Source organism: Deltaproteobacteria bacterium (assembly GCA_013151235.1).
Taxonomy (GTDB): Bacteria; CG2-30-53-67; CG2-30-53-67; order CG2-30-53-67; family CG2-30-53-67; genus JAADIO01.
On the sequence record JAADIO010000048.1, the window covers coordinates 17,669 to 36,932 of the forward strand.

The 19,264-nt window shown below is 55.8% G+C and carries 17 protein-coding genes; 15 read left to right on the forward strand and 2 right to left on the reverse strand.

The window, feature by feature from the left end:
* The first annotated feature begins 46 nt into the window (after positions 1-46).
* The 8 genes from GXP58_09110 (at position 47) to GXP58_09145 (ending at position 7,882) form a co-directional block, all read left to right on the forward strand.
* Positions 47-406, forward strand: coding sequence for an STAS domain-containing protein (locus tag GXP58_09110; GenBank protein ID NOY53763.1), 360 nt, complete (start codon positions 47-49; stop codon positions 404-406).
* Positions 403-1,650 carry an HD domain-containing protein gene (locus tag GXP58_09115; protein ID NOY53764.1) on the forward strand — a complete coding sequence of 416 codons (1,248 nt, stop codon included), beginning with the start codon at positions 403-405 and terminating at the stop codon, positions 1,648-1,650. The genes GXP58_09110 and GXP58_09115 overlap by 4 nt, the downstream gene beginning before the upstream one ends.
* A gap of 38 nt (positions 1,651-1,688) precedes the next feature.
* Positions 1,689-2,693: a hypothetical protein gene (locus GXP58_09120; GenBank protein ID NOY53765.1), complete on the forward strand. Its 1,005-nt coding sequence runs from the start codon at positions 1,689-1,691 to the stop codon at positions 2,691-2,693.
* A complete protein-coding gene (locus GXP58_09125) occupies positions 2,690-3,364 on the forward strand; it encodes an ATP-binding cassette domain-containing protein (GenBank protein NOY53766.1) in 675 nt (224 codons plus the stop codon). Before GXP58_09120 ends, GXP58_09125 begins: the two co-directional genes overlap by 4 nt.
* The gene (gene fetB, locus GXP58_09130; protein ID NOY53767.1) at positions 3,361-4,161 is read left to right on the forward strand and encodes an iron export ABC transporter permease subunit FetB; all 801 of its coding nucleotides are present in this window, start codon (positions 3,361-3,363) and stop codon (positions 4,159-4,161) included. Before GXP58_09125 ends, fetB begins: the two co-directional genes overlap by 4 nt.
* A 105-nt stretch (positions 4,162-4,266) precedes the next feature.
* Complete coding sequence (locus GXP58_09135) at positions 4,267-5,733, forward strand: sigma-54-dependent Fis family transcriptional regulator (protein NOY53768.1); 1,467 nt, start codon at positions 4,267-4,269, stop codon at positions 5,731-5,733.
* A gap of 444 nt (positions 5,734-6,177) precedes the next feature.
* Positions 6,178-7,269 (forward strand): response regulator, encoded by a 1,092-nt coding sequence (locus GXP58_09140; GenBank protein ID NOY53769.1) that lies wholly within the window; start codon positions 6,178-6,180, stop codon positions 7,267-7,269.
* A 112-nt stretch (positions 7,270-7,381) separates the two neighbouring features.
* Positions 7,382-7,882, forward strand: coding sequence for a zinc ribbon domain-containing protein (locus GXP58_09145; protein ID NOY53770.1), 501 nt, complete (start codon positions 7,382-7,384; stop codon positions 7,880-7,882).
* A 6-nt stretch (positions 7,883-7,888) separates the two neighbouring features.
* Here the strand turns inward: GXP58_09145 and GXP58_09150 are convergent, their stop codons facing one another.
* Both GXP58_09150 and GXP58_09155 read right to left on the reverse strand, forming a co-directional pair.
* Entirely contained in the window at positions 7,889-9,817 is a 1,929-nt protein-coding gene (locus GXP58_09150; GenBank protein NOY53771.1) for a PBP1A family penicillin-binding protein, read from the reverse strand.
* Positions 9,814-10,725: a HAMP domain-containing histidine kinase gene (locus tag GXP58_09155; GenBank protein NOY53772.1), complete on the reverse strand. Its 912-nt coding sequence runs from the start codon at positions 10,723-10,725 to the stop codon at positions 9,814-9,816. Before GXP58_09155 ends, GXP58_09150 begins: the two co-directional genes overlap by 4 nt.
* 159 nt (positions 10,726-10,884) lie before the next feature.
* On the opposite strand from GXP58_09155, the gene uvrB reads away from it, so the two are divergent.
* From uvrB to GXP58_09190, 7 genes are all read left to right on the forward strand, one after another.
* Positions 10,885-12,894, forward strand: a complete 2,010-nt coding sequence (gene uvrB / locus GXP58_09160) for an excinuclease ABC subunit UvrB (GenBank protein NOY53773.1) — start codon at positions 10,885-10,887, stop codon at positions 12,892-12,894.
* A 70-nt stretch (positions 12,895-12,964) separates the two neighbouring features.
* Positions 12,965-14,809, forward strand: coding sequence for an excinuclease ABC subunit UvrC (uvrC, locus tag GXP58_09165; GenBank protein NOY53774.1), 1,845 nt, complete (start codon positions 12,965-12,967; stop codon positions 14,807-14,809).
* Positions 14,806-17,193, forward strand: a complete 2,388-nt coding sequence (locus tag GXP58_09170) for a GAF domain-containing protein (GenBank protein NOY53775.1) — start codon at positions 14,806-14,808, stop codon at positions 17,191-17,193. Before uvrC ends, GXP58_09170 begins: the two co-directional genes overlap by 4 nt.
* 23 nt (positions 17,194-17,216) lie before the next feature.
* A complete protein-coding gene (locus tag GXP58_09175) occupies positions 17,217-17,579 on the forward strand; it encodes a PilZ domain-containing protein (protein NOY53776.1) in 363 nt (120 codons plus the stop codon).
* A 239-nt stretch (positions 17,580-17,818) separates the two neighbouring features.
* A complete protein-coding gene (locus GXP58_09180; GenBank protein ID NOY53777.1) occupies positions 17,819-18,175 on the forward strand; it encodes an NADH-quinone oxidoreductase subunit A in 357 nt (118 codons plus the stop codon).
* On the forward strand, positions 18,166-18,648 hold the full coding sequence (locus GXP58_09185) for an NADH-quinone oxidoreductase subunit B (protein NOY53778.1): 483 nt from the start codon (positions 18,166-18,168) through the stop codon (positions 18,646-18,648). Before GXP58_09180 ends, GXP58_09185 begins: the two co-directional genes overlap by 10 nt.
* Positions 18,645-19,205: an NADH-quinone oxidoreductase subunit C gene (locus GXP58_09190; protein NOY53779.1), complete on the forward strand. Its 561-nt coding sequence runs from the start codon at positions 18,645-18,647 to the stop codon at positions 19,203-19,205. Before GXP58_09185 ends, GXP58_09190 begins: the two co-directional genes overlap by 4 nt.
* Positions 19,206-19,264 lie beyond the last annotated feature (59 nt).

Genomic DNA, 19,264 nt, shown 5'->3' on the forward strand with positions numbered 1-19,264 from the left:
CCTTTCGCAAAGGGGGGGGTGAAAAATTGATGATAGGGAGACGGGCATGGGAGGTGTGGAGGTTGCAGTCAAGTTCCGGGAGGATTGCGCGATCTTTTATCCCCACGGTTATATCAACAACCTGGGGGGGGAGAAGATTGAGCAGCGGTGTGCGGATGTCCTGCAGGATGGATACCGGAAGTTTGTCGTCAATTTTGAGAACTCGCCGATCATCAACAGTATCGGGATTTCTTTTTTGATCGGGATGATCGACCGGATTAACAAGTCCGAGGGTTCCGTCTGTTTTTCCAATCTGACCGGGAACAACTCCGAGGTCTTCGAATTTATGGGATTGACCCGCTTTGCCCCCATTTTTTCCAGCGAAGAAGAAGCGCTTCATTATACGCAGGAGCATCAGGGAGGATGATGGAGGAAATGATTACACCTCAGTCCCGGACGGAGATTCGGAAGATGCTCTATGCTTTCAGCTCGCTCAATGACCTCGGACAGGTCATTACGTCCAACGGGTCCTTTGATGATGTGACTCGCTCCGGTCTCTATCTGATTTTGGGGACCCTCTCGGCGGTGCGGGGGGCTGTCTTTCGCTATTCAACGGAAGAGGGGGGGTTGCGGCTTCTGGCCGCCAAAGGGGTGGAGGAATCGGTTTTCCCTTTGCTTCCGCTCTCGAAGGAAGAGGAGCGGTCTTTCCTGACGGTGCCCCATGTGGTGATGCTGAATCCCCCACCGGTTGAGCTGAACGGGTTCTTTGTCCGCCATGGAGAGCGGTGCCTGGAACTTCAGGCGGCGTTACTGGTTCCACTTCGGGTCGGAGAGGAACTGGTCGGGATTCTGACCCTGGGTGAACGATTCGGCGGCGGAGAGTACACCGGGGAGGACCTGCAGGTCCTGGCGATGATGGCCCAGCAGCTTTCCGTGACACTCCACAATCAGCGGCTCTTTTCGCTGTTGCAGAAAAAAGCGGAAGAGAACCGGGTTCTCTATGAAAATCTCCGGAAGATCTATCACGATACGATCCGGGCCTTTGCCGCCGCCATTGATGCCAAGGACGAGTATACCCGGGGGCATTCGGCCCGGGTGGCGGCCTATGCCGTTGCCCTCGGGGAAGAGCTGGGATTGCCCCCGAAGGTGATCGAAGGGCTGCGTCTGGCCGGCCTGCTCCATGATATCGGCAAGATTACCGTCGATAGTTCAATCATCCGAAAAAAGACGTGTCTCAGTGCGGAAGAGATGGTGGAGATGCACCGGCATCCGGCAGTCGGCTATGAGATCCTTTCGAAGATCCAGTTCCCCTGGGGGGACCTTTCGTCTCTGGCGCGGCATCATCATGAGAAGATCGACGGAAAAGGGTATCCCGATGGTTTGCGCGGCAAAGACATCGATCTGGATGTCCGGATCATTACCCTGGCCGACGCCTTTGATGCGATGACGACGGACCGGCCTTACCGGAAGCAGATCGGCCTGGCCGAGGCGTTGTGCGAGGTCAAACGTTGTATGGGGTCGCAGTTCGACGCCGATGTCGCCCGGGTTCTCTTCCGGGTCCTGGAAAAGGAGTTGATCGGGAGTGCCGATCCTCCCCGGATCCTGCCGCACTTGACCATGCAGTACGATGCTGCTCAGGTCTGCCGTATGATCCGGACCTTCTATCAGTAGAGAGACAACATTACTCTTTGATTGCAGAGGATTTAGAAATGCAAGCCGGTTCCCCAGCAGATCCGGTTCGACGGGGGGGCGGGTTTTTCCCGATGGATCGGCGGGAGGTTCTCCTTTGGTGTCTCTTTGCCGGGACCTTTTTTCTGCTCTCTCTCGGATTGATTCGTCTTCTCCTCGGGCCGTGGGCACTGACCGCCTCGGGAATGCTTACCCTCGGTGCGGTAGCGCTGCTGTTTGCCCTGAAGGCCTCCTTTGTACAGAGGCCGAGACGGGAGGGGCCGGGGATGATGCGCCGGTCGGACCGTCTCTCTCTGCTCGGGACCCTGACGGCGGGGTTGGCCCATGAGATCCGGAACCCTCTTGTATCCATCAAGACGTATTTCCAGCTCCTGCCGGAACGGTACGACGATCAGGATTTTCGTGACCGATTTCAGAAGGTCGCGTCCAAGGAGGTGGACCGGATCTCCCGTCTTGTGGAGGAACTCCTGGAATTTGCCCGCCCCTCGGACCCGAAGTTTCGTTCCGTCAATGTCCATGCGCTGCTCGACGAGGTCCTCACCCTGGTCGATGCCGGTGCCCGGAAACGGAAGATTGAACTTGTGCGGGATTATGGTGCCGTCCTGCCGGAAGAGTTTGTCTGCGACCCGGAACAGATCAAACAGGTCCTCTTGAATATTGCACGGAATGCCTTCGATGCCGTCAACGGCGACGGTCGGGTCATCTTCCGGACCCGCTCTTCCCGACCCGCTGATGAAAAGGGGGTTTTCATCATCGAGATTGAAGACAACGGAGTGGGGATTACCGAGGAGCAGCAGCGCCGGCTCTTTACCCCGTTTTTTACTACCAAGTCATCCGGGACGGGACTCGGGCTGGCCATCTCCCGCCGGATTGTTGAGGATCACCTGGGGACGCTTACCCTGGAAAGCCGCCCCAAGGTAGGAACCAAGTGCCGTCTTCAACTCCCCCGCAACCCCCAACTCCATGAACGAAGAAGGGAGAGGGTAATGATGGTCACCCCCGATCAAAAGGACCGGATCCATTGAGCGAAAACGTTCTGGTCCTGAGGGATGTCGGGTTTTCTTATCGGTTTGACCGTAAATCTTTTTCTCCTCCTGTTCTGAAACAGATCAACCTGACCGTACAGCGGGGCGAGGTCGTTGTCCTGGTCGGTCCCTCCGGGGCGGGCAAATCGTCTTTGCTGCGTCTTCTGAATCGTCTTGAAGATCCGGGGGAGGGAGAAATCCTCTTCGACGGGATTCCCCTGTGCGAGCGGTCTCCGCAGGAACTGCGGCGGAAGATCGCCTTGCTGTTGCAGGAGATTTTCCTGATCGAGGGCAGTATTCGGGACAATCTTCTCCTTCCTTTCGATGGGGAAGGAGGCATTCGGGATCGGCGGCGGGCGATGGAGGCCGCCCTCGATGCCGTGGGACTTCCCGGCGGCTTTCTCCGTCGATCCACTGGGGAATTGTCCGTGGGGGAACGACAACGGGTCGGCATTGCCCGCATCCTGATGACCTCCCCCCGGGTTATGCTGCTCGATGAACCGACTTCGGCCCTTGATCGGGAGAACCGGCGGGTGTTGGCGCAGACGATTCGCCGGATCAATCGCGATCGGTCGATGACCTTTGTCGTGGTGACCCATTCCCGGAGTTTTGCCGAGGAGCTTGCAGGACGGATCGTGCGCATCCGGAAGGGAGAGATCCTGTCCCCATGATGGATGAAGCGATTCTGAATATCGGTATCGGGCAACTGGCGTTGACCGTTCTTCTGATCCTGCTGGTAGTGGGGCTCTCCTTTTATGAAAAGCTCCGCCTGACAAAGGATTATCTCGTCGGTGTGGTTCGGACCGTGGTCCAGCTTTTTCTGGTGGGGTATATTCTCGATGCGCTCTTTGCCTTGAACCGATGGCCTCTGGTCCTGTGCGCCCTGGCCGTCATGGTTTCTGCGGCCTGCCAGGCCGGTGTGGGGAGGTTGAAATGGCGGCAGAGCCGCAGCCGGCTTTTCGCAGGGATGGGTTTTGCGCTGATCCTGGGGACCGGTGTGACCCTCTTTGTCGTCACCCGGATCGTCCTTCGCATCAATCCTTGGTACCATCCCCGGTACCTGATCCCCTTGGCGGGAATGATCATCGGCAACGCCATGAACGGGGCGACCCTCGGTGCCGAGCGCTTCCGGAGTGAATTGATCCTCCGGAAAAACGAGGTGGAGACGCTCCTTTGCCTCGGATTTGATGTGCGTCGAGCCTCCGAGAGTGCGCGAAAGAGTGCGATGTCGGCGGCCCTTCTCCCGATGCTGAACAGTATGATGGTGGTGGGACTCGTTTCGCTGCCGGGCATGATGACCGGGCAGATCCTTTCCGGAACCTCTCCGCTGATCGCGGTCCGTTACCAGATTGTTGTAATGATCATGATTTCTTCGGCGGTGGCTCTCAGTTCCTTTGTCATGGTTCGATTCCTGACACGGAGTTTTTTCACCGGGGCGGCACAGATCCGTTACGAGGCCTTGCATTGATTTACCGATTTGGGGTGTTGACTCCTTTGCCTGTTCCATAATAAAATATAACCATTCATCCTGTCGAAAACCGGAACATAAATTATAGATCATATTGAGGGGTACATGTCTGCCGTCAAACATTCCGTAAATTCGCATACGTTACTGGTCGTGGACGATGAAGCGGGGGTCCGTGAATCGGTCCGGATGATCTTTGCAAACGATTACAACGTCCTTTCCGCCGGGAACGGTGAGGAGGCTCTCCGCATCGTCCAGAGCGAGTTGCCCGATGTGATCCTTCTGGATGTCAAGATGCCCGGGATGAACGGAATGGAGACCCTCCGCAAGATCAAGGAATCGAGCCATCCCTCCCGGATTGTCATGATTACGGCCACCAAAACCATCAAGAACGCCGTGGAGGCGATGAAATTAGGCGCCGAGGATTATGTCACCAAGCCCTTTGATGTGGATGAGATCCGGTTGATTGTGAAGCGCTCCCTGGAGAATATCGACCTGATCAATGAGGTAAAAACCCTTCGTTCCGAGGTGAAACGGTCTTACAACTTCGACAATATTATCGGTCGGACCGAAAGCATGCAGAAGGTTTTCAAGACTATTCAGCAGATTGCCGACAAAAAATCGACCGTTGCGATCTACGGAGAAAGCGGCACCGGCAAGGAGCTGATCGCCCGGGCGATTCATTTCAACAGTTGGCGGAGGGAAAAGCCTTTCGTGGCCGTCAATATTGCGGCCGTCCCGGAGACCCTGATCGAAAACGAACTCTTCGGCCACGAGAAGGGGGCCTTTACCGATGCCAGAGAGCGGACCCTGGGGAAATTCGAGATGGCCGACGGGGGGACCCTCTTCCTTGATGAGATCGGGGAACTTCCGATGAGTGCACAGGTCAAGCTTCTGCGGGTCCTGCAGGAAAAAGAGTTTACCCGTCTCGGTTCCTCGGTGAGCGAAAAACTTGATGTCCGTTTTGTCGTCGCCACCAACCGGGACCTGGAAGAGGCGATGCGGTTGAAAGAATTCCGGGAGGACCTTTACTATCGGATCAATGTCGTCCCGATCCGGATCCCCCCGTTGCGCGAACGGAAGAACGATATTCACCTCCTGGTCAACCATTTGCTCGAGAAGATCTGTGCGGAGGCGTGTGAACCCCCCTTTCCCCGGGACGGGAGCAACCGGCGTGGTGGAGGCGACCGGCGGAGTTCACCGGCGGAGGCCCATCCGGTCAAACGGATTTCCAAAGAGGCGCTGGAACTTCTGATGGAGTACCGCTGGCCCGGCAATGTGCGGGAACTGGAGAATGTCATTGAACGGTGTGTGGCTTTCAGTAATGGAGATGTGATCCTGCCGGAGGACCTGCCCGAAAAGATCCGTGCACTGCAGATGGATGCGACCAGCCTGGATCATGGATTTATCGAAAAAGGGCAATCTCTTTCCGATACGGTGGAAGCGTTTGAAAAAAAGATGATTCAGAGTGCCTTGCAGCGGACCAGCGGTAACAAGACCAAGGCGGCGGAATCGCTGCGGATTACCCGGAAGATGCTGCGTTATAAGGTGGAAAAGTACGGGATTCAACCCTGAGGGCTTCCGTCCGAGATGCTCGTGGTCTGTCTGTGTGAAGCGCCGCAGGCGGAAGTTTCCGAAGTGTCGGAATGTTGACGGACGGGGGCGGCCGAGTGCTCAGAAAAGGCCCATTTCGCCCGGCATCAGGACGAAATGGGCCTAAAATTTTGTTGTTTTCTGCTGATTGTCCGGAATTTTCTAAGGAGCCCTTTGAAAATCTCTTTTTCTGCTGAAAAGTAAGAAAAGATTATTTCCCTTCAGGGCAGAAATTTTCTTTTTGTTTCAAGGAAGATAGAGATTGTTTCCCGGCCCGTCCGGGTTCCTGCAGGAAATCTTTCTTGCAGCAGTCCTACTTTCGTTGCAGTGAATGACGCACTTGTTTTTTGGATGGCATGTGACTTGCAAAAAGTGAGTTCTGCCTGCCGAAAAACTGTAAAGAATATGAAACCGAGGAGCATGTGAATGAGTGATCGAGGAATGGTTTTGATCGTGGATGATGAAATCGGTCCTGTGGAATCGATGCGGATGATCTTAAAACCCCACCATCATGTCGATACCGCCGGCAGTGGAGCGGAGGCGTTACGGATGTTGTCTCAAAAGCAGTATGATGTGGTCACCCTCGATTTGAACATGCCCGATATGCACGGCATTGATGTACTTAAAAAGATCAGGGAGGATCATGAAGAGGTTGAAGTAATTGTCGTCACCGGTTACGGGACCCTGACAACGGCACAGCAGGCACTCCGGTATAATGTTTTTGACTACATTACCAAGCCCTTTGACGTCTCGGACCTGATTCGTGTGGCGGATGCCGCAGTTCAAAAGAAGCGTCTTCGGCAAGAGAGTCACCGGGAGATTTCCGAATTTCAGTGCATGAGCCATTCGAGGGATGAACGACAGGCTCGGGAAGTAGCCATTGAAGTTCCCCTGCAGAATGCATGTTCTTATTACCATGATCTCAGCCTCATGGATTTTATCAAAGTCCTCTCCCGGATTCTGGAAGAGAAAAGTCCCAGTATGCATTATCATTCCGTTCGGGTGGATCGGTTTTCCCGGGTGATCGCGGAAGAGATCGGACTACCCCGGCAAGAGAGAGATTATCTGACCATTGCCGCTTTTCTCCATGATATCGGCAAGGTAGGAATCAACAACAGTACACTGAACAAGGCGGGGGCACTGAGCGCCCATGAATGGGAGGAGATGCGGGAACACCCTTCCCGCGGGGTGGAACTGGTCCGACCGCTCTGTCTGCCCGAGGAGGTCCTTTCCATCATTCTCCATCATCACGAATCCTACGACGGTAGTGGCTATCCCCACGGGCTGAAGGGAAATGAGATTCCTCTTTGTGCACGGATTATCGGGATCATCGACAGTTACGATGCCATGATCTCCAATCGTCCTTACCGAAAGGCCCGTCCTATGGGATGGGTCATCCGGGAGTTGCGGGACTGTGCCGGGACACAGTTTGACCCGGAGATCATCGATGTCTTCATCAACTGTTTGCAGTACCAGCAGGAGTTGCAGCCGGTTCAGGCCTGCCAACTTTCCCTTTGACAGAGAAAAAACTTTATGGTATCCAGGCTTCCTGTGCGAAAACGTTCTGCTTTGGCAGGTCAACGTTGCCTCGTGAGTACCGATCCCGAACATTCACAGGAAGGAAGGCAAGATGCCGATCTACGAATTTTATTGCTCCGAATGTCACCGAATCTATAATTTTCTCTCCCGCTCCGTTCAAATAAAAAAACGTCCCGATTGTCCGCAGTGCGGCAAAAAGGAGCTTGCAAAGCAGGTTTCCCTCTTCGCGATTTCCAGGGGACGGGAGGAGGGGGAGTCCGGGGAGCTTCCTGACATCGACGAGGCGAAGATGGCGAAGGTCATGGAGTCAATGGCCGGTGAAGTGGAAGGGATGGATGAGGAGGATCCCCGCCAGGCCGCGCAGCTCATGCGGAAGCTCTATGATGCAACAGGCCTGAATCTGGGGCCCGGCATGGAAGAGGCCATCCACCGGATGGAGGCGGGTGAGGATCCCGACCGGATCGAGGAAGAATTAGGGGACCTCCTCGAAAACGAAGATCCCTTTTCCGCCGGGACGAAGCAGGGGACGCTTAAGAACTTTTCCAGAAAGATCCTTCCCCCTTCCACCGATGACACCCTCTACGAGATGTAGTTATGCTCAACGATGGGGGGGGCTCTTCCGGAAGGCTTCTTCGATGACCTCTTTCGTCTTCTCCGTGGCCGGTTCCCCCGTTTTTGCATCGATCCTGCGAAAGACGATTCCTTTGGGCACCGGGAAGTAGGAAGGGGCATGATTTTTCAGCGCCCCCTGCAGCAGGGCGACGAAGATCGGTCCTGCCGCACGGGCGCCTGTTTCGCCCGGTCCGATCGACTGCCGGTCATCGTAGCCGACCCAAATCCCGGCGGCAAGTTCCGGGGTATACCCGATAAACCAGGCGTCACTGTAATTGTCGGTGGTTCCCGTTTTTACGGCGACCGGGCGGTTCAGGCTTCGGGCGATCCGTCCCGTGCCGGACTGGGTAACTCCCTCGAGGAGGTAGGTGATGAGAAAGGCGGTCTGCTCATCTACAGCGACGCTTTGTTCCGGCCGGTGTTCCTTCAGGAGGTGTCCTTCGCTGTCATAGATCCGGGTCAGGAAATGGGGACGGGAATAGATCCCCTCTGCGGCGAAGGTTGCGTAAGCACTGGTCAGCTCCATCAGAGACACCTCGGAGGTCCCGAGGGCAAGAGAGAGATAAGGTTTCAGGGGGCTTTCAATCCCCAGTTTGTGAGCCAGGTTGATGACCGGTGTGAACCCGATCTCCCGCAGGAGACGGACCGTGGGTACATTGAGGGAACGTTCGAGGGCATATCGCAGTGTCACCGGTCCATGAAAGACGTGCTCGAAGTTCTGCGGTGTCCAGCTCTTTCCCGTGTCGGCATCCGTACAGGTGATGGGGAGGTCCATCAGAAGATCCGAAAGCTTGTGACCCGATCGGAGGGCGGCGGCAAAGATCAGCGGTTTAAAGGCGGATCCGGGCTGCCGTTTCGCCTGTACCGCCCGGTTGAACTGACTGACGGCATAGGAGCGCCCCCCGACCATTGCCTCGATGGCGCCGGTTCGCGGGTTCAGTACGATCACCGCTCCCTGAAGCGGCTCAATTGCAGGGGGTGTCCGGCGGGCCTCGATCTTGTTCAATCCTTCCTGTAGTGCCTTCTGTGCGATCTTCTGGATCCGTACATTCAAGGTAGTGTGAAGGGTCAGGCCTCCCTCGTAGAGTTCCTTCCGGCCGAATCGCTCTGCTACCTTCCGGACAACGGACTCAACGAAGTAGGGTGCCCGGTTGCCGTAATCCCCGTTTCGACGATCGGGTATCGGTTCGGCCCGGGCCTGCTCCGCCTCCTTGCGTGTGATGTATCCTTCAACAACCATCCTTTCCAACACCAGGTTCCGCCGTCTGCGTGCTGCTTCCGGATGGGTCAGCGGGGAGTATCGCTCCGGAGATTTCGGGAGCCCCGCGAGCAGGGCTGCCTCCGCCAGGGAAATTTTCGAGATCTTTTTGCCGAAGTACTTTTCCGATGCCGTCTGGACCCCGTAGCAGCCGGATCCGAGATAGATCTGGTTGAGATAAAAGTTCAGGATCTGGTCTTTTGTGTAGTGCTGCTCGATCTGCAGGGTCAGGATGGCTTCCTTGATTTTGCGGATCAGTGTCCGTTTCGAAGAAAAGAAGAGGACCTTGCTCAACTGCTGCGTGATGGTACTTCCCCCTTCAATAATCCTGCCCGCAGCGATGTCCCGGATCAATGCACGGGCGACCCCCCGGAAGTCGATTCCATGGTGGAAATAAAACCGGCTGTCCTCCACGGCGATCACGGCCTGTCGGAGAAATTCCGGGATCCGGGCAAAGGGGACGACCTCCCGTTTTTCGAGAAACAGTTCTTCGATGACCGTGCCGTCGTCCGCGAGGATACGGGAGGCCTGGCTGGGCTGGAAGTTTTCCAACTGCGTGACGTCGGGCAGCCGGACCAGCCGGGAAAAGAGTCCGCCCGTAAAGATGCCGAGGAGGAGAATGCCGCCGAGGAGGAGAAAGTAGGTACGTAGTTTCATTCCGGGTCCCCGGCCGTCGGGAGGGTGAGCCAGAGGCCCCGTACGCGATCCCTTTGGTATTCCAGACCGACCCTGCCGCCCTGGACGCGGATCAGCTCCCGGGCGATCCGGGCGCTGAGGCTGCATCCTCCGGAGGTGGGAGGGTTCGTGGTCTCTGCGGGGAAGAGTTTTCGGAAGAAGTTGTCCAGGAGTTGTTCTTCCATGCCTGTGTGCCGGACAATCATGGAAATACGGACGAAATTCTCCTTTCCATGACAAGGTTCCGGCAGGGAATTTCCTTTCCGGTTGCTGCATTGTGCGTGCAAAAGAATCTCTCCTTCCGACAGGACGTGGGAGATCTTCCCAAGCAGTCGTGTCAGGATTTGTTGCAGGCGTTCGGCATCAGCATACAGAGGAGGAAGGGAGTCCGGGACCTCGCAGGTGATGATGCACCCTTTTCCTTTGTTTTCTTCGCCAAGTTTTTCGACGGTTTCCCGGAGTGCTTCCGCCGGTGAGAGGGCGGTCCGGTTTAACAAGAGTGTGCCCGATGAAATCATCTCCATCTCCAGGAGGTCATTGACCTGATCCGTCAGAGAACGGGCACTGTTGAGGATAATTCCCAGATCTTTTCGCTGCGGTTCCGTCAGTTCTCCCTCCATGCCGGAGAGGAGGATCTCGGTAAAACCGATAATGTTGTTTAAGGGACTGCGGAGATCATGGACGACGGAGTGGATGATTTCGGTCTGTTCCTTTTTCCGATGTATCTCTTTTTGATGTAAATGCTTCAGTTCTGCAAGGAGCCCGGCCTCTTTTTCCTGTTTCAGGAGCAGGCTGCTTTTGAGTTTTTTCCCGCGGATGAGGAGAATGAGGAGGGCTGAAAGCATGAGGAGGGAAAAAACGCACAGGAAAATGGTCAATGTGTTATTCATTGTTTTTGCCCGGGGGAACAGGGTGCGATTTCGTTGATCACAAGACAATTTAACATTATACCACAGGGCTTCGGGAGTGCGAGAGAGTATTCCCCCCTGTTTGACATAGCATAAAACCTATTATAAAATAAAGGAAAAATCAATTTTCCCGAGGATTTTGTGAACCGGTTCCGTATTGTCTCGAATTTTGTCCCCTGCGGGGACCAACCGGAAGCGATCCAGAAACTTTCCACCTGGATTCGTGAGGGGCGTCCCCATTCGGTATTGCTCGGAGTGACCGGCTCGGGGAAGACCTATACCCTGGCGAAGGTGATCGAAGAGGTCGGCAAAACGACCCTGTTGATCGCTCCGAACAAGACTCTGGCCGCCCAGCTCTACAACGAACTGAAATCCTTTTTTCCCGAAAATGCCGTTGAGTATTTCGTCAGTTATTACGATTACTATCAGCCGGAGGCCTATCTTCCTTCAACGGATACCTATATCGAGAAGGATTCCTCCATCAACGATGAGATCGACAAACTGCGTCATTCCGCCACCCGGTCTCTCCTTGAGAGAAACGACGTGATTATTGTTGCCTCCGTTTCGTGTATCTACGGTCTCGGGTCGCCCGAGGCCTACCATGGTATGTTGGTCTACCTGGAGGAGGGGTGCGAGACGGACCGTGACGTTTTGCTGAAGAAGCTGGTGGAAATCCAGTACCGGCGTAACGAAATTGATTTCAAGCGGGGGACCTTTCGGGTGCGGGGCGACGTGGTGGAGATCCTGCCGGTTTATTCCGATACGGCCATCCGGGTGGAATTTTTCGGGGACGTGGTGGAGGCGATATCCGAGGTCGATTCCCTAACGGGGAAGCGGCTTCGTTCGATTCCCAAGATCGCCCTCTATCCCGGGAGCCATTACGTGACTCCGAAGGAGCGGCTGGAAAAGGCCCGTGAGGCCATCCTGAAGGAATTGCGGGACCGGGTGACCGAATTGGAGCGGGAGAACAAGCTCGTGGAGGCCCAGCGGTTGGAGCAGCGGACACTCTTTGACTTGGAGATGATCCGCGAGGTCGGTTATTGCCAGGGGATCGAAAACTATTCCCGGCACCTCACGGGACGACTGCCGGGCCGGCCGCCGCCGACACTGATCGACTATCTTCCGAAGGATTCCCTTGTGATGATCGATGAGAGTCATGTGACGGTTCCACAGTTGAACGGGATGTACCGCGGCGACCGGTCCCGGAAGGAGACCCTGGTGAATTTCGGATTCCGTCTTCCCTCGGCGTTTGATAATCGTCCGCTCCGTTTTGAAGAGTTTGCCGAACTGGTCCCGCAGACGGTCTATGTCTCAGCGACGCCGGGCCCGTTCGAACTGGAAAAGGCCGGGGAGCGGGTGGCGGAACAGATCATTCGGCCCACCGGACTGCTCGACCCGGAGATCATTGTCCGGCCTGTGGAGGGGCAGGTGGATGATCTGCTCCATGAAATTCGTGTACGGATCAAACGGTACGAGCGGGTCCTGGTGACCACGTTGACCAAACGGATGGCAGAGGATCTGACCGATTATTATTCCGATCTCGGGGTCAGGGTCCGGTATCTCCATTCCGATGTGGAGACGTTGGAACGGATGGAGATTCTCCGGAGTCTCCGTAAAGGAGAGTTTGATGTTCTCGTCGGGATTAACCTGCTGCGAGAGGGGCTCGATCTTCCGGAGGTATCGCTGGTGGCCATCCTCGATGCGGACAAGGAAGGGTTTCTCCGTTCGGCGCGTTCCCTGATTCAGACGTCGGGGCGGGCGGCCCGAAATGCCGGGGGGCAGGTTCTCTTTTACGCTGACCGGGTTACCGATTCGATGGCCCGGGCGATTGGAGAGACGGAACGGCGGCGGAAGATTCAGCAGGATTACAATGAGAGGATGGGGATTACGCCGAAGACCATTGAAAAAGAGATCCCCGCAAGTCTCGTTGAAATGTGTGAGGCCGATTACGCAGGTGTCCCCCGGGTGGAGGAGGAGGGGGAAGAGTATCTGTCGGAAAAGGAACTGGCGGCAAAATTGGATATACTGGAAGAGGAGATGCTGAAGGCGGCCCGGGAGCTGGAGTTCGAACGGGCGGCGGAGTTACGGGATCAGCTGATTGCACTGAAGGACCGTCAGGTAGGGGTGAAGACGGCGGGCATTGGGAAATAGAAATTGGAAAGTGGAAGATAGAAATTCGGGAATTCGCAAATTGAAAACAGCGGAAAAGAAGACGACAGCCATGAAAGAGTCCATCCGGGAGACGGTGAAGGGCCTGCCTGCTTCGCCCGGTGTGTATATGATGAAGGACCGGGAAGGGAAGATCCTCTATGTGGGGAAGGCCAAGAATCTTCGAAACCGGGTCCGTTCCTATTTTGTGCCGAAGGCGCATCATACGGCGAAGACGGAGGTGATGCTTTCCAGGGTTTTCCAGGTCGATTTCATGGTCACGGCATCGGAGGTGGAGGCCTTCATCCTGGAGAGCAACCTGATCAAGAAGAATCGCCCCCGTTACAATATTCTTCTGAAGGACGACAAACATTATCCCTATCTCCGGCTGACCGTGCAGGAGGAATTCCCCCGCCTTGAGGTGGTCCGGAAAGTCGGGAAGGACGGGGCGCTTTATTTCGGTCCCTATGTTCCGGGAAGCCGTCTTCGCTCCACCCTCGATCTGATCGAACGGACCTTTCCCCTCCGAAAGTCAAAGCGGAAGATCGAAGGGACAGGGAATCGGCCTTGCCTCAATTACCAGATCGGTCGTTGTCTTGCGCCCTGTGCCGGGAAGATTTCAAAGACGGAGTATGGACGGATCGTGCAGGAGGTGACGCTCTTTCTCAAGGGAAGGAACCGGATACTCCTCCGGAAGCTTCGGAGCGGGATGGAGACGGCCGCCCGCGACCTGAAATTTGAAAAGGCGGCACGGCTCCGGGACCAGATCCGGAGGATCGAACGGGTGACGGAACGGCAGAAGATCATCTCCACCGCCCTGGAGGACAAGGATGTCCTGGGCGTGGCCCATGCAGGCAATACGGCTTGTGTGGAGATCCTCTTTGTCCGGGGCGGAAGACTTCTTGGAAAGAAGGAGTTCTTTTTCGAGCTTCCCGAAGACGACCCTTCCGGGGTGCTTCTGCATTCCTTCCTGTCCCTGTATTACGGAGAGGAGAGCCTGATCCCGCCACGGATCTTTGTGCCCGGCAAGGTTCCGGACGGGGAGACATTGGAATGGGCCTTGACCGCTCTGCGGGGGCGGCGGACACGGATCGTGACCCCGCACCGGGGGTTGAATCATCAGTTGATTCGTATGGCGAATGAAAATGCCGAACTTGCGCTTCAGGGATACCTGCGGGAGAAAGACCGGGACCGGATCCTCCTGAAAGACCTGCAAAAACGGGCGGATCTGCAGCGTTTCCCGCAACGGATCGAGGCCTTCGACATTTCCAATATCCAGGGAGAATTCCCCGTGGCGTCAATGGTGGTCTTTGAAAACGGACGTCCCCGTAACTCCCATTACCGCCACTTCCGGGTCCGATCGGTTGCGGGGGCGAATGACTACGCCATGATGGAAGAGGTCCTCATGCGCCGCTATCGTCCGGAACCGGAGGCGCCCCTCCCGATGCCGGACCTCATCATGGTCGACGGCGGCAAGGGGCAGCTCCATGTGCTGTGCCGTGTGTCGGAAGAGATCGGTTTTGCCTCCCGGACGGACCTGATGGCCCTGGCCAAGGCCCGGCCGGGGAGGGGAGACGACTCCGTGGATCGCATTCTGCGTCCCGGATGGAAAACGGAGATCCGGTTGAAACCGGACGATCCCGTGATCCATCTTCTGCAGCGGGTCCGGGATGAGTCTCATCGTTTTGCGATCAACTATTACCGGAAACTCCATACGAAAGATCTTCTCTCGACGCAGCTTCTTGAAATTCCGGGGGTGGGCCGCAAAAGGAGCCTTTCGCTCCTGAAGCATTTCGGGAGCCTCCGCCAGGTACGGGAAGCGAGTTTGGAGGAACTATTGTCTGCGCCCGCAATCAACCGGGAGGTGGCCCTGCGGATCTATCATTCATTTCATTCCAGGGGGAATGCTGCGCCATGAGTCGTGCCGGATTTTCCCATGAACCCGTGCTGCAAGGGGGGCTGCTTTTCCTGACGCTGCGTTTTGCCGTTTTTCTGCTGATCGCACTTTCTGTTTCCCTGCCCTTCTTTGCGGAACGGCCTTTGGTTCAGTGGGGGGTCCTGAGCTATTTTGCCTTCTCCGAAATCCTGCTGCTCCTCCGGTCCAACCGGTGGACGCGGCGGAAGATCGCCATCGGGATCTATTTCCTCGACGTCTATGCCGTGACCTCCCTCATCCTGACGCAGGGACTTTCGGTCGTCTGGTATCTGACGATTCCCGTCTTCATGCTGGGGGTCAACCTCCTTTACAAGGGGAGACGCTCCTGGCTGTTGATCTCCCTGATTCCCGCGGTACTGATCCTTCTGCAACTCTTCCGGCAGGGCGGTCTTACCACCGGGGTGATCTGGGAGTATGGTGGTGTGGTTTTCCTCTTTTTCGTTTTTGAAGGGACCGTGCATGCCCTGGTCGGCCGTCTGGAATACCTGAATGCCCTCTGCCGGGGACAGCAGAAGGTTGTGCGGTGTATCATCGATGACGATTCCTCCGTCTCGCTGAAGGAGGGAATGCAAAAAATCCTCGAAAAGGAGGTCCCCTTCGGAGTGGATCTGCAGGTTTTCCTCTTTCGGGATCCCGCAGGGGACCTGCGCGGGCTGGAACGGCGTCGGGAGGGAGAGGTCAGCGAGGTTTGGATCCATCATGCCGGTTTGCCCTATTGGTTGGAGAAGGTGCCGGTCCGGGGGCGTTACCTGGAAAAGCTTCAACGAGACGATCCCGGTGACGACTTCCGGAGTGCCCGGGATGTGCAAAGCCTCCTGATTCTTCCGATGCAGGTGGAAGCGAGGGAGGGGTTTCTCCTCTTCGGGCGGCGATCCCCCTCGGCCTTTTCAACGCTGGAACGGGAGAACCTGCTCCTCTATGGCGAAATGATCCGCCGGCGGCTGGTCCGGTCCGATGTGCAGAACATTCCGTCTTGTATGGATGGAGAGGGGCGTGAACCCCGATTTTCCGCCGCTTCTCCTCCGGGTGAAAAAGACGAAAGGGAAGAAGAACTACGGGAACGGCTTGCACGTCTGAAACAGGAGAACGCCCGGCTGCAATCAGTCATCGACAATGAACTTCATTCGGAGACGCTGGAACTCAAGAAGGCGGCACTGGCCGTTCTCTCCCGGGAATCGGAGCAGGATCGAAAGGTTCTGGAGAAACTTGCCTCGGCGGAACTGAGCCAGGCCGTCTCCCATCTCTTTGACATGCACCTTGTGCTTGACCTGATCCTTGAAGTGATCTGCAAAAAACTCAAGGTTGAGAATGCCTCCATCATGCTGTTACGTGAGGAGAGCCGCGATCTGATTATCTCCGCCCATCGGGGTTTGAAAGACGAAGTCGTCCGGGAGACCCGGCTGATGGTGGGGGAGGCGATTGCCGGCTACGTCGCGCAGAAGGGCGAACCGCTCCTGATCGAAGATGTCCGGAAGGATCCCCGCTTCGTTCCCTTCAGCCGGGAACGATACCGTTCCGGCACGTTGCTCAGTGTCCCGATCCTCGGCAAGGAAAAGGTTCTCGGTGTGATTAACCTTTCCGATCCGGCCCAGGACGGTCCCTTCCGGGAGCAGGACCTCGAAATCCTTCAGGCGATGTCCCGCCAGGCGGCTATTGTGATCGAAAATGACCGGATGTACCAGGAGTTCAAGAACGGCCGGTGGATTCGTGAGATCTATGAGGAAGAACTGTCGCAGCGAGTCTCGAAAAAGGTTTTTCAGGAAGGACAGGTGCTTGAGAAGGTAGCGGGCGAATATCCGGTGACCATTCTTTCCGTTCATCTTCATGAAGCCGGGAGCTCCGCGGCCGTGGACAGTCTGGAAAGAATCCGCCTGATCGAACAGTGTTTTCAGGATTGTCGTCGAATTCTTGTCCGGCGCCGGGGGGATGTCGCCGGAGAGACGGGCGCCGGGATGATCGGACTTTTCGGTCTGCCTTTTCCGGACGCGAAGGATGCCTGGCAGTCGGTTCTTGCCGCGGTGGATCTGCTGAAATATTTTGCCGGGAAAAGTTCGAAAACCGGGACAGTGAGAGAAGAAGGTTTTGGGGTTTCCATCGGAATCTCCACGGGAAGGGTCCTTCTCCGGGAAAAGCAGGGAACGGTCCCCTATGCCGTTTTCGGAGAAACCTGGGAACGGGCCGTGACCCTGATGCATGCCGCCTCTCCGGGACAGATCCTGGTCGATGAGCCGACCCATGACCGGATTGAGGACGCCGTCAATGCCCTCCGCCTGGTTCTCCCCTACGGGATCAATAAACAGTTGACGGCCTTCGGGATCAAGGGGTTGAAAAAGGTGGTTGTTGCGGCGGAATCGGTTGAGATGTAGGAACAGTACCGGAGGCGGGAAGGATGTCATTATTCCCCGGTGGACGGAAAAAGAGACGATTTCCCCGGGTCAGTCCGGAGAAGGGCCGACCGATCCGGGTCGACATTAACGGAGTCGATTTTCTCGAGATCGTTTATGCCGACAATCTCAGTGAAGGGGGACTTTCCATTGTGGCTCCCCATGAGTTCAGGGGATGCAAAATCGACCAGCCCGTTTCGCTCATTATCTCCCTTCCGGAACCGGAAAAAGCAAACATCCTGGTTGCCGGGATCATTCGTTATATTTCCTACACCCGGAAGATCTTCGGCGTTGCCTTTGTGGACCTCAAAAAAGAAGACCGGAAGAAGATTCAGCGCTACGTTGAATATCGAATGAAGGGAGACTGACCTCTGTCCCGGAACCTTCATTCACTCTTATTTCCGGCGGTCTCAGGCGGGTGGTGGAACATTTATGACATTTTTTTGAGATTGTTTTTTGACAATACCCCTTGACAAGGATATATCGTTGTTTTAATATCCAATTTAACGTTCTTGGCGTGTTCTCGTTGGATCCCGGGGATATTCAAAGGCAGTACGTATAGAAACTGCGGTTCATATTATCAGAGTCTGAGATGCCTGAAACGATTATTCCTGCCGGCTATTTCCCCATTATCCTGTTCCTGATCCTTGCCTTGCTTTTCGGGGTAGTGACCCTCTTTTTCGGGTCATTGATTCGTCCGAACCGTCCTGGTATTGACAAACTCTCCCCCTATGAATGCGGCAACCCCCCCTTCATGGATTCCCGGTCCCGGATCTTCATCCGTTATTACCTGGTGGCCGTACTGTTTGTTCTCTTCGATCTGGAAGCGGTCTTTCTCTATCCCTGGGCCGTGGTCTATCACAAGATCGGCATGTACGGCCTTGTGGAGATGGTCCTCTTTATTGTGATTCTCCTTGTCGGCTATGCCTATGCCTGGCGGAAAGGGGCATTGGAATGGGATTGATTGAACATCGATTCAACGACAACTTTCTCACGACGACGGTGGACCAGGTGATCAACTGGGCCCGGAAGTCCTCCCTCTGGCCGGTGACCTTCGGGCTTGCCTGCTGTGCGATTGAAATGATGACGACCGGTTCCGCCCATTACGATCTCGACAGGATGGGAGTGATTTTCCGTGCTTCGCCGCGACAGTCCGATCTGATGATCGTTGCGGGGACCCTGACCTGGAAGATGGCCCATGTGCTGCGCAAGATCTATGACCAGATGCCGGAGCCGAAATATGTGATCTCCATGGGAAGCTGTGCCGCATCGGGCGGGGTCTTCAACACCTACAGTGTGGTCCAGGGGGTTGACCAGGTTGTTCCCGTGGACGTTTATGTCCCGGGTTGTCCGCCCCGCCCTGAAGCACTGATGTACGGGATCGTCAAACTGCAGGAGAAAATAGAAAAGGCGCGGTATATCCGGAAGGAACTATGAGCGAAATCCATCTGAGTCAGGACGAAGAAGCGATCATCGCCGCCTTGAAGGACCGGGTGGAGAAGTTGGAACCTGCCGTGGAGAAGATCTGCGGTCAGCTTTCCCTGGGGATCGAAGGAAAAGATCTCACGGCGGTCTGCAGGGTACTGAAAGAGCATCCGGCCATGCAGTTCGATTACCTGGCCGATCTCTGCGGCGTTGATTATCTCGGAAAACATGCCCGCCGTTTTCAGGTGGTCTATAATCTTTACTCTATTTCGCTGAATCACCGGGTCCGGATCAAGGTCGACCTGCAGGAAGGGGAGGCGATCGACTCGGTTACGAAGATCTGGAACACGGCGAACTGGCACGAGCGGGAGCTCTTCGACTTGTTCGGGATCGAGGTTTTAGGCCATCCCGATCTGAAAAGGATCCTCATGCCGGAAGGTTGGGAGGGGCATCCACTGCGGAAGGATTATCCCCTCCAGGGGAAGGGGCAGCGGGAGGATTTTTCCTTTATTCCGGAAAATGAACGGCCCCCGACGCGCAGGCCGAAGGTCCGGTCGGAGGAATGGTAGAAAAATTAAAAACAAAAAAATAAAATTATAAATCCAGGACCGTATTCCAGGTCGGAATC

Coding starts and splice junctions, on each gene's coding strand:
- GXP58_09175 (NOY53776.1), top strand. CDS start 17,217: ATGTCATTATTCCCCGGTGGACGGAAAAAGAGACGATTTCCCCGGGTC.
- GXP58_09145 (NOY53770.1), top strand. CDS start 7,382: ATGCCGATCTACGAATTTTATTGCTCCGAATGTCACCGAATCTATAAT.
- GXP58_09155 (NOY53772.1), bottom strand. CDS start 10,725: ATGAATAACACATTGACCATTTTCCTGTGCGTTTTTTCCCTCCTCATG.
- GXP58_09135 (NOY53768.1), top strand. CDS start 4,267: ATGTCTGCCGTCAAACATTCCGTAAATTCGCATACGTTACTGGTCGTG.
- GXP58_09150 (NOY53771.1), bottom strand. CDS start 9,817: ATGAAACTACGTACCTACTTTCTCCTCCTCGGCGGCATTCTCCTCCTC.
- GXP58_09170 (NOY53775.1), top strand. CDS start 14,806: ATGAGTCGTGCCGGATTTTCCCATGAACCCGTGCTGCAAGGGGGGCTG.
- GXP58_09120 (NOY53765.1), top strand. CDS start 1,689: ATGCAAGCCGGTTCCCCAGCAGATCCGGTTCGACGGGGGGGCGGGTTT.
- GXP58_09140 (NOY53769.1), top strand. CDS start 6,178: ATGAGTGATCGAGGAATGGTTTTGATCGTGGATGATGAAATCGGTCCT.
- GXP58_09185 (NOY53778.1), top strand. CDS start 18,166: ATGGGATTGATTGAACATCGATTCAACGACAACTTTCTCACGACGACG.
- GXP58_09115 (NOY53764.1), top strand. CDS start 403: ATGATGGAGGAAATGATTACACCTCAGTCCCGGACGGAGATTCGGAAG.
- uvrC (NOY53774.1), top strand. CDS start 12,965: ATGAAAGAGTCCATCCGGGAGACGGTGAAGGGCCTGCCTGCTTCGCCC.
- GXP58_09190 (NOY53779.1), top strand. CDS start 18,645: ATGAGCGAAATCCATCTGAGTCAGGACGAAGAAGCGATCATCGCCGCC.
- GXP58_09110 (NOY53763.1), top strand. CDS start 47: ATGGGAGGTGTGGAGGTTGCAGTCAAGTTCCGGGAGGATTGCGCGATC.
- fetB (NOY53767.1), top strand. CDS start 3,361: ATGATGGATGAAGCGATTCTGAATATCGGTATCGGGCAACTGGCGTTG.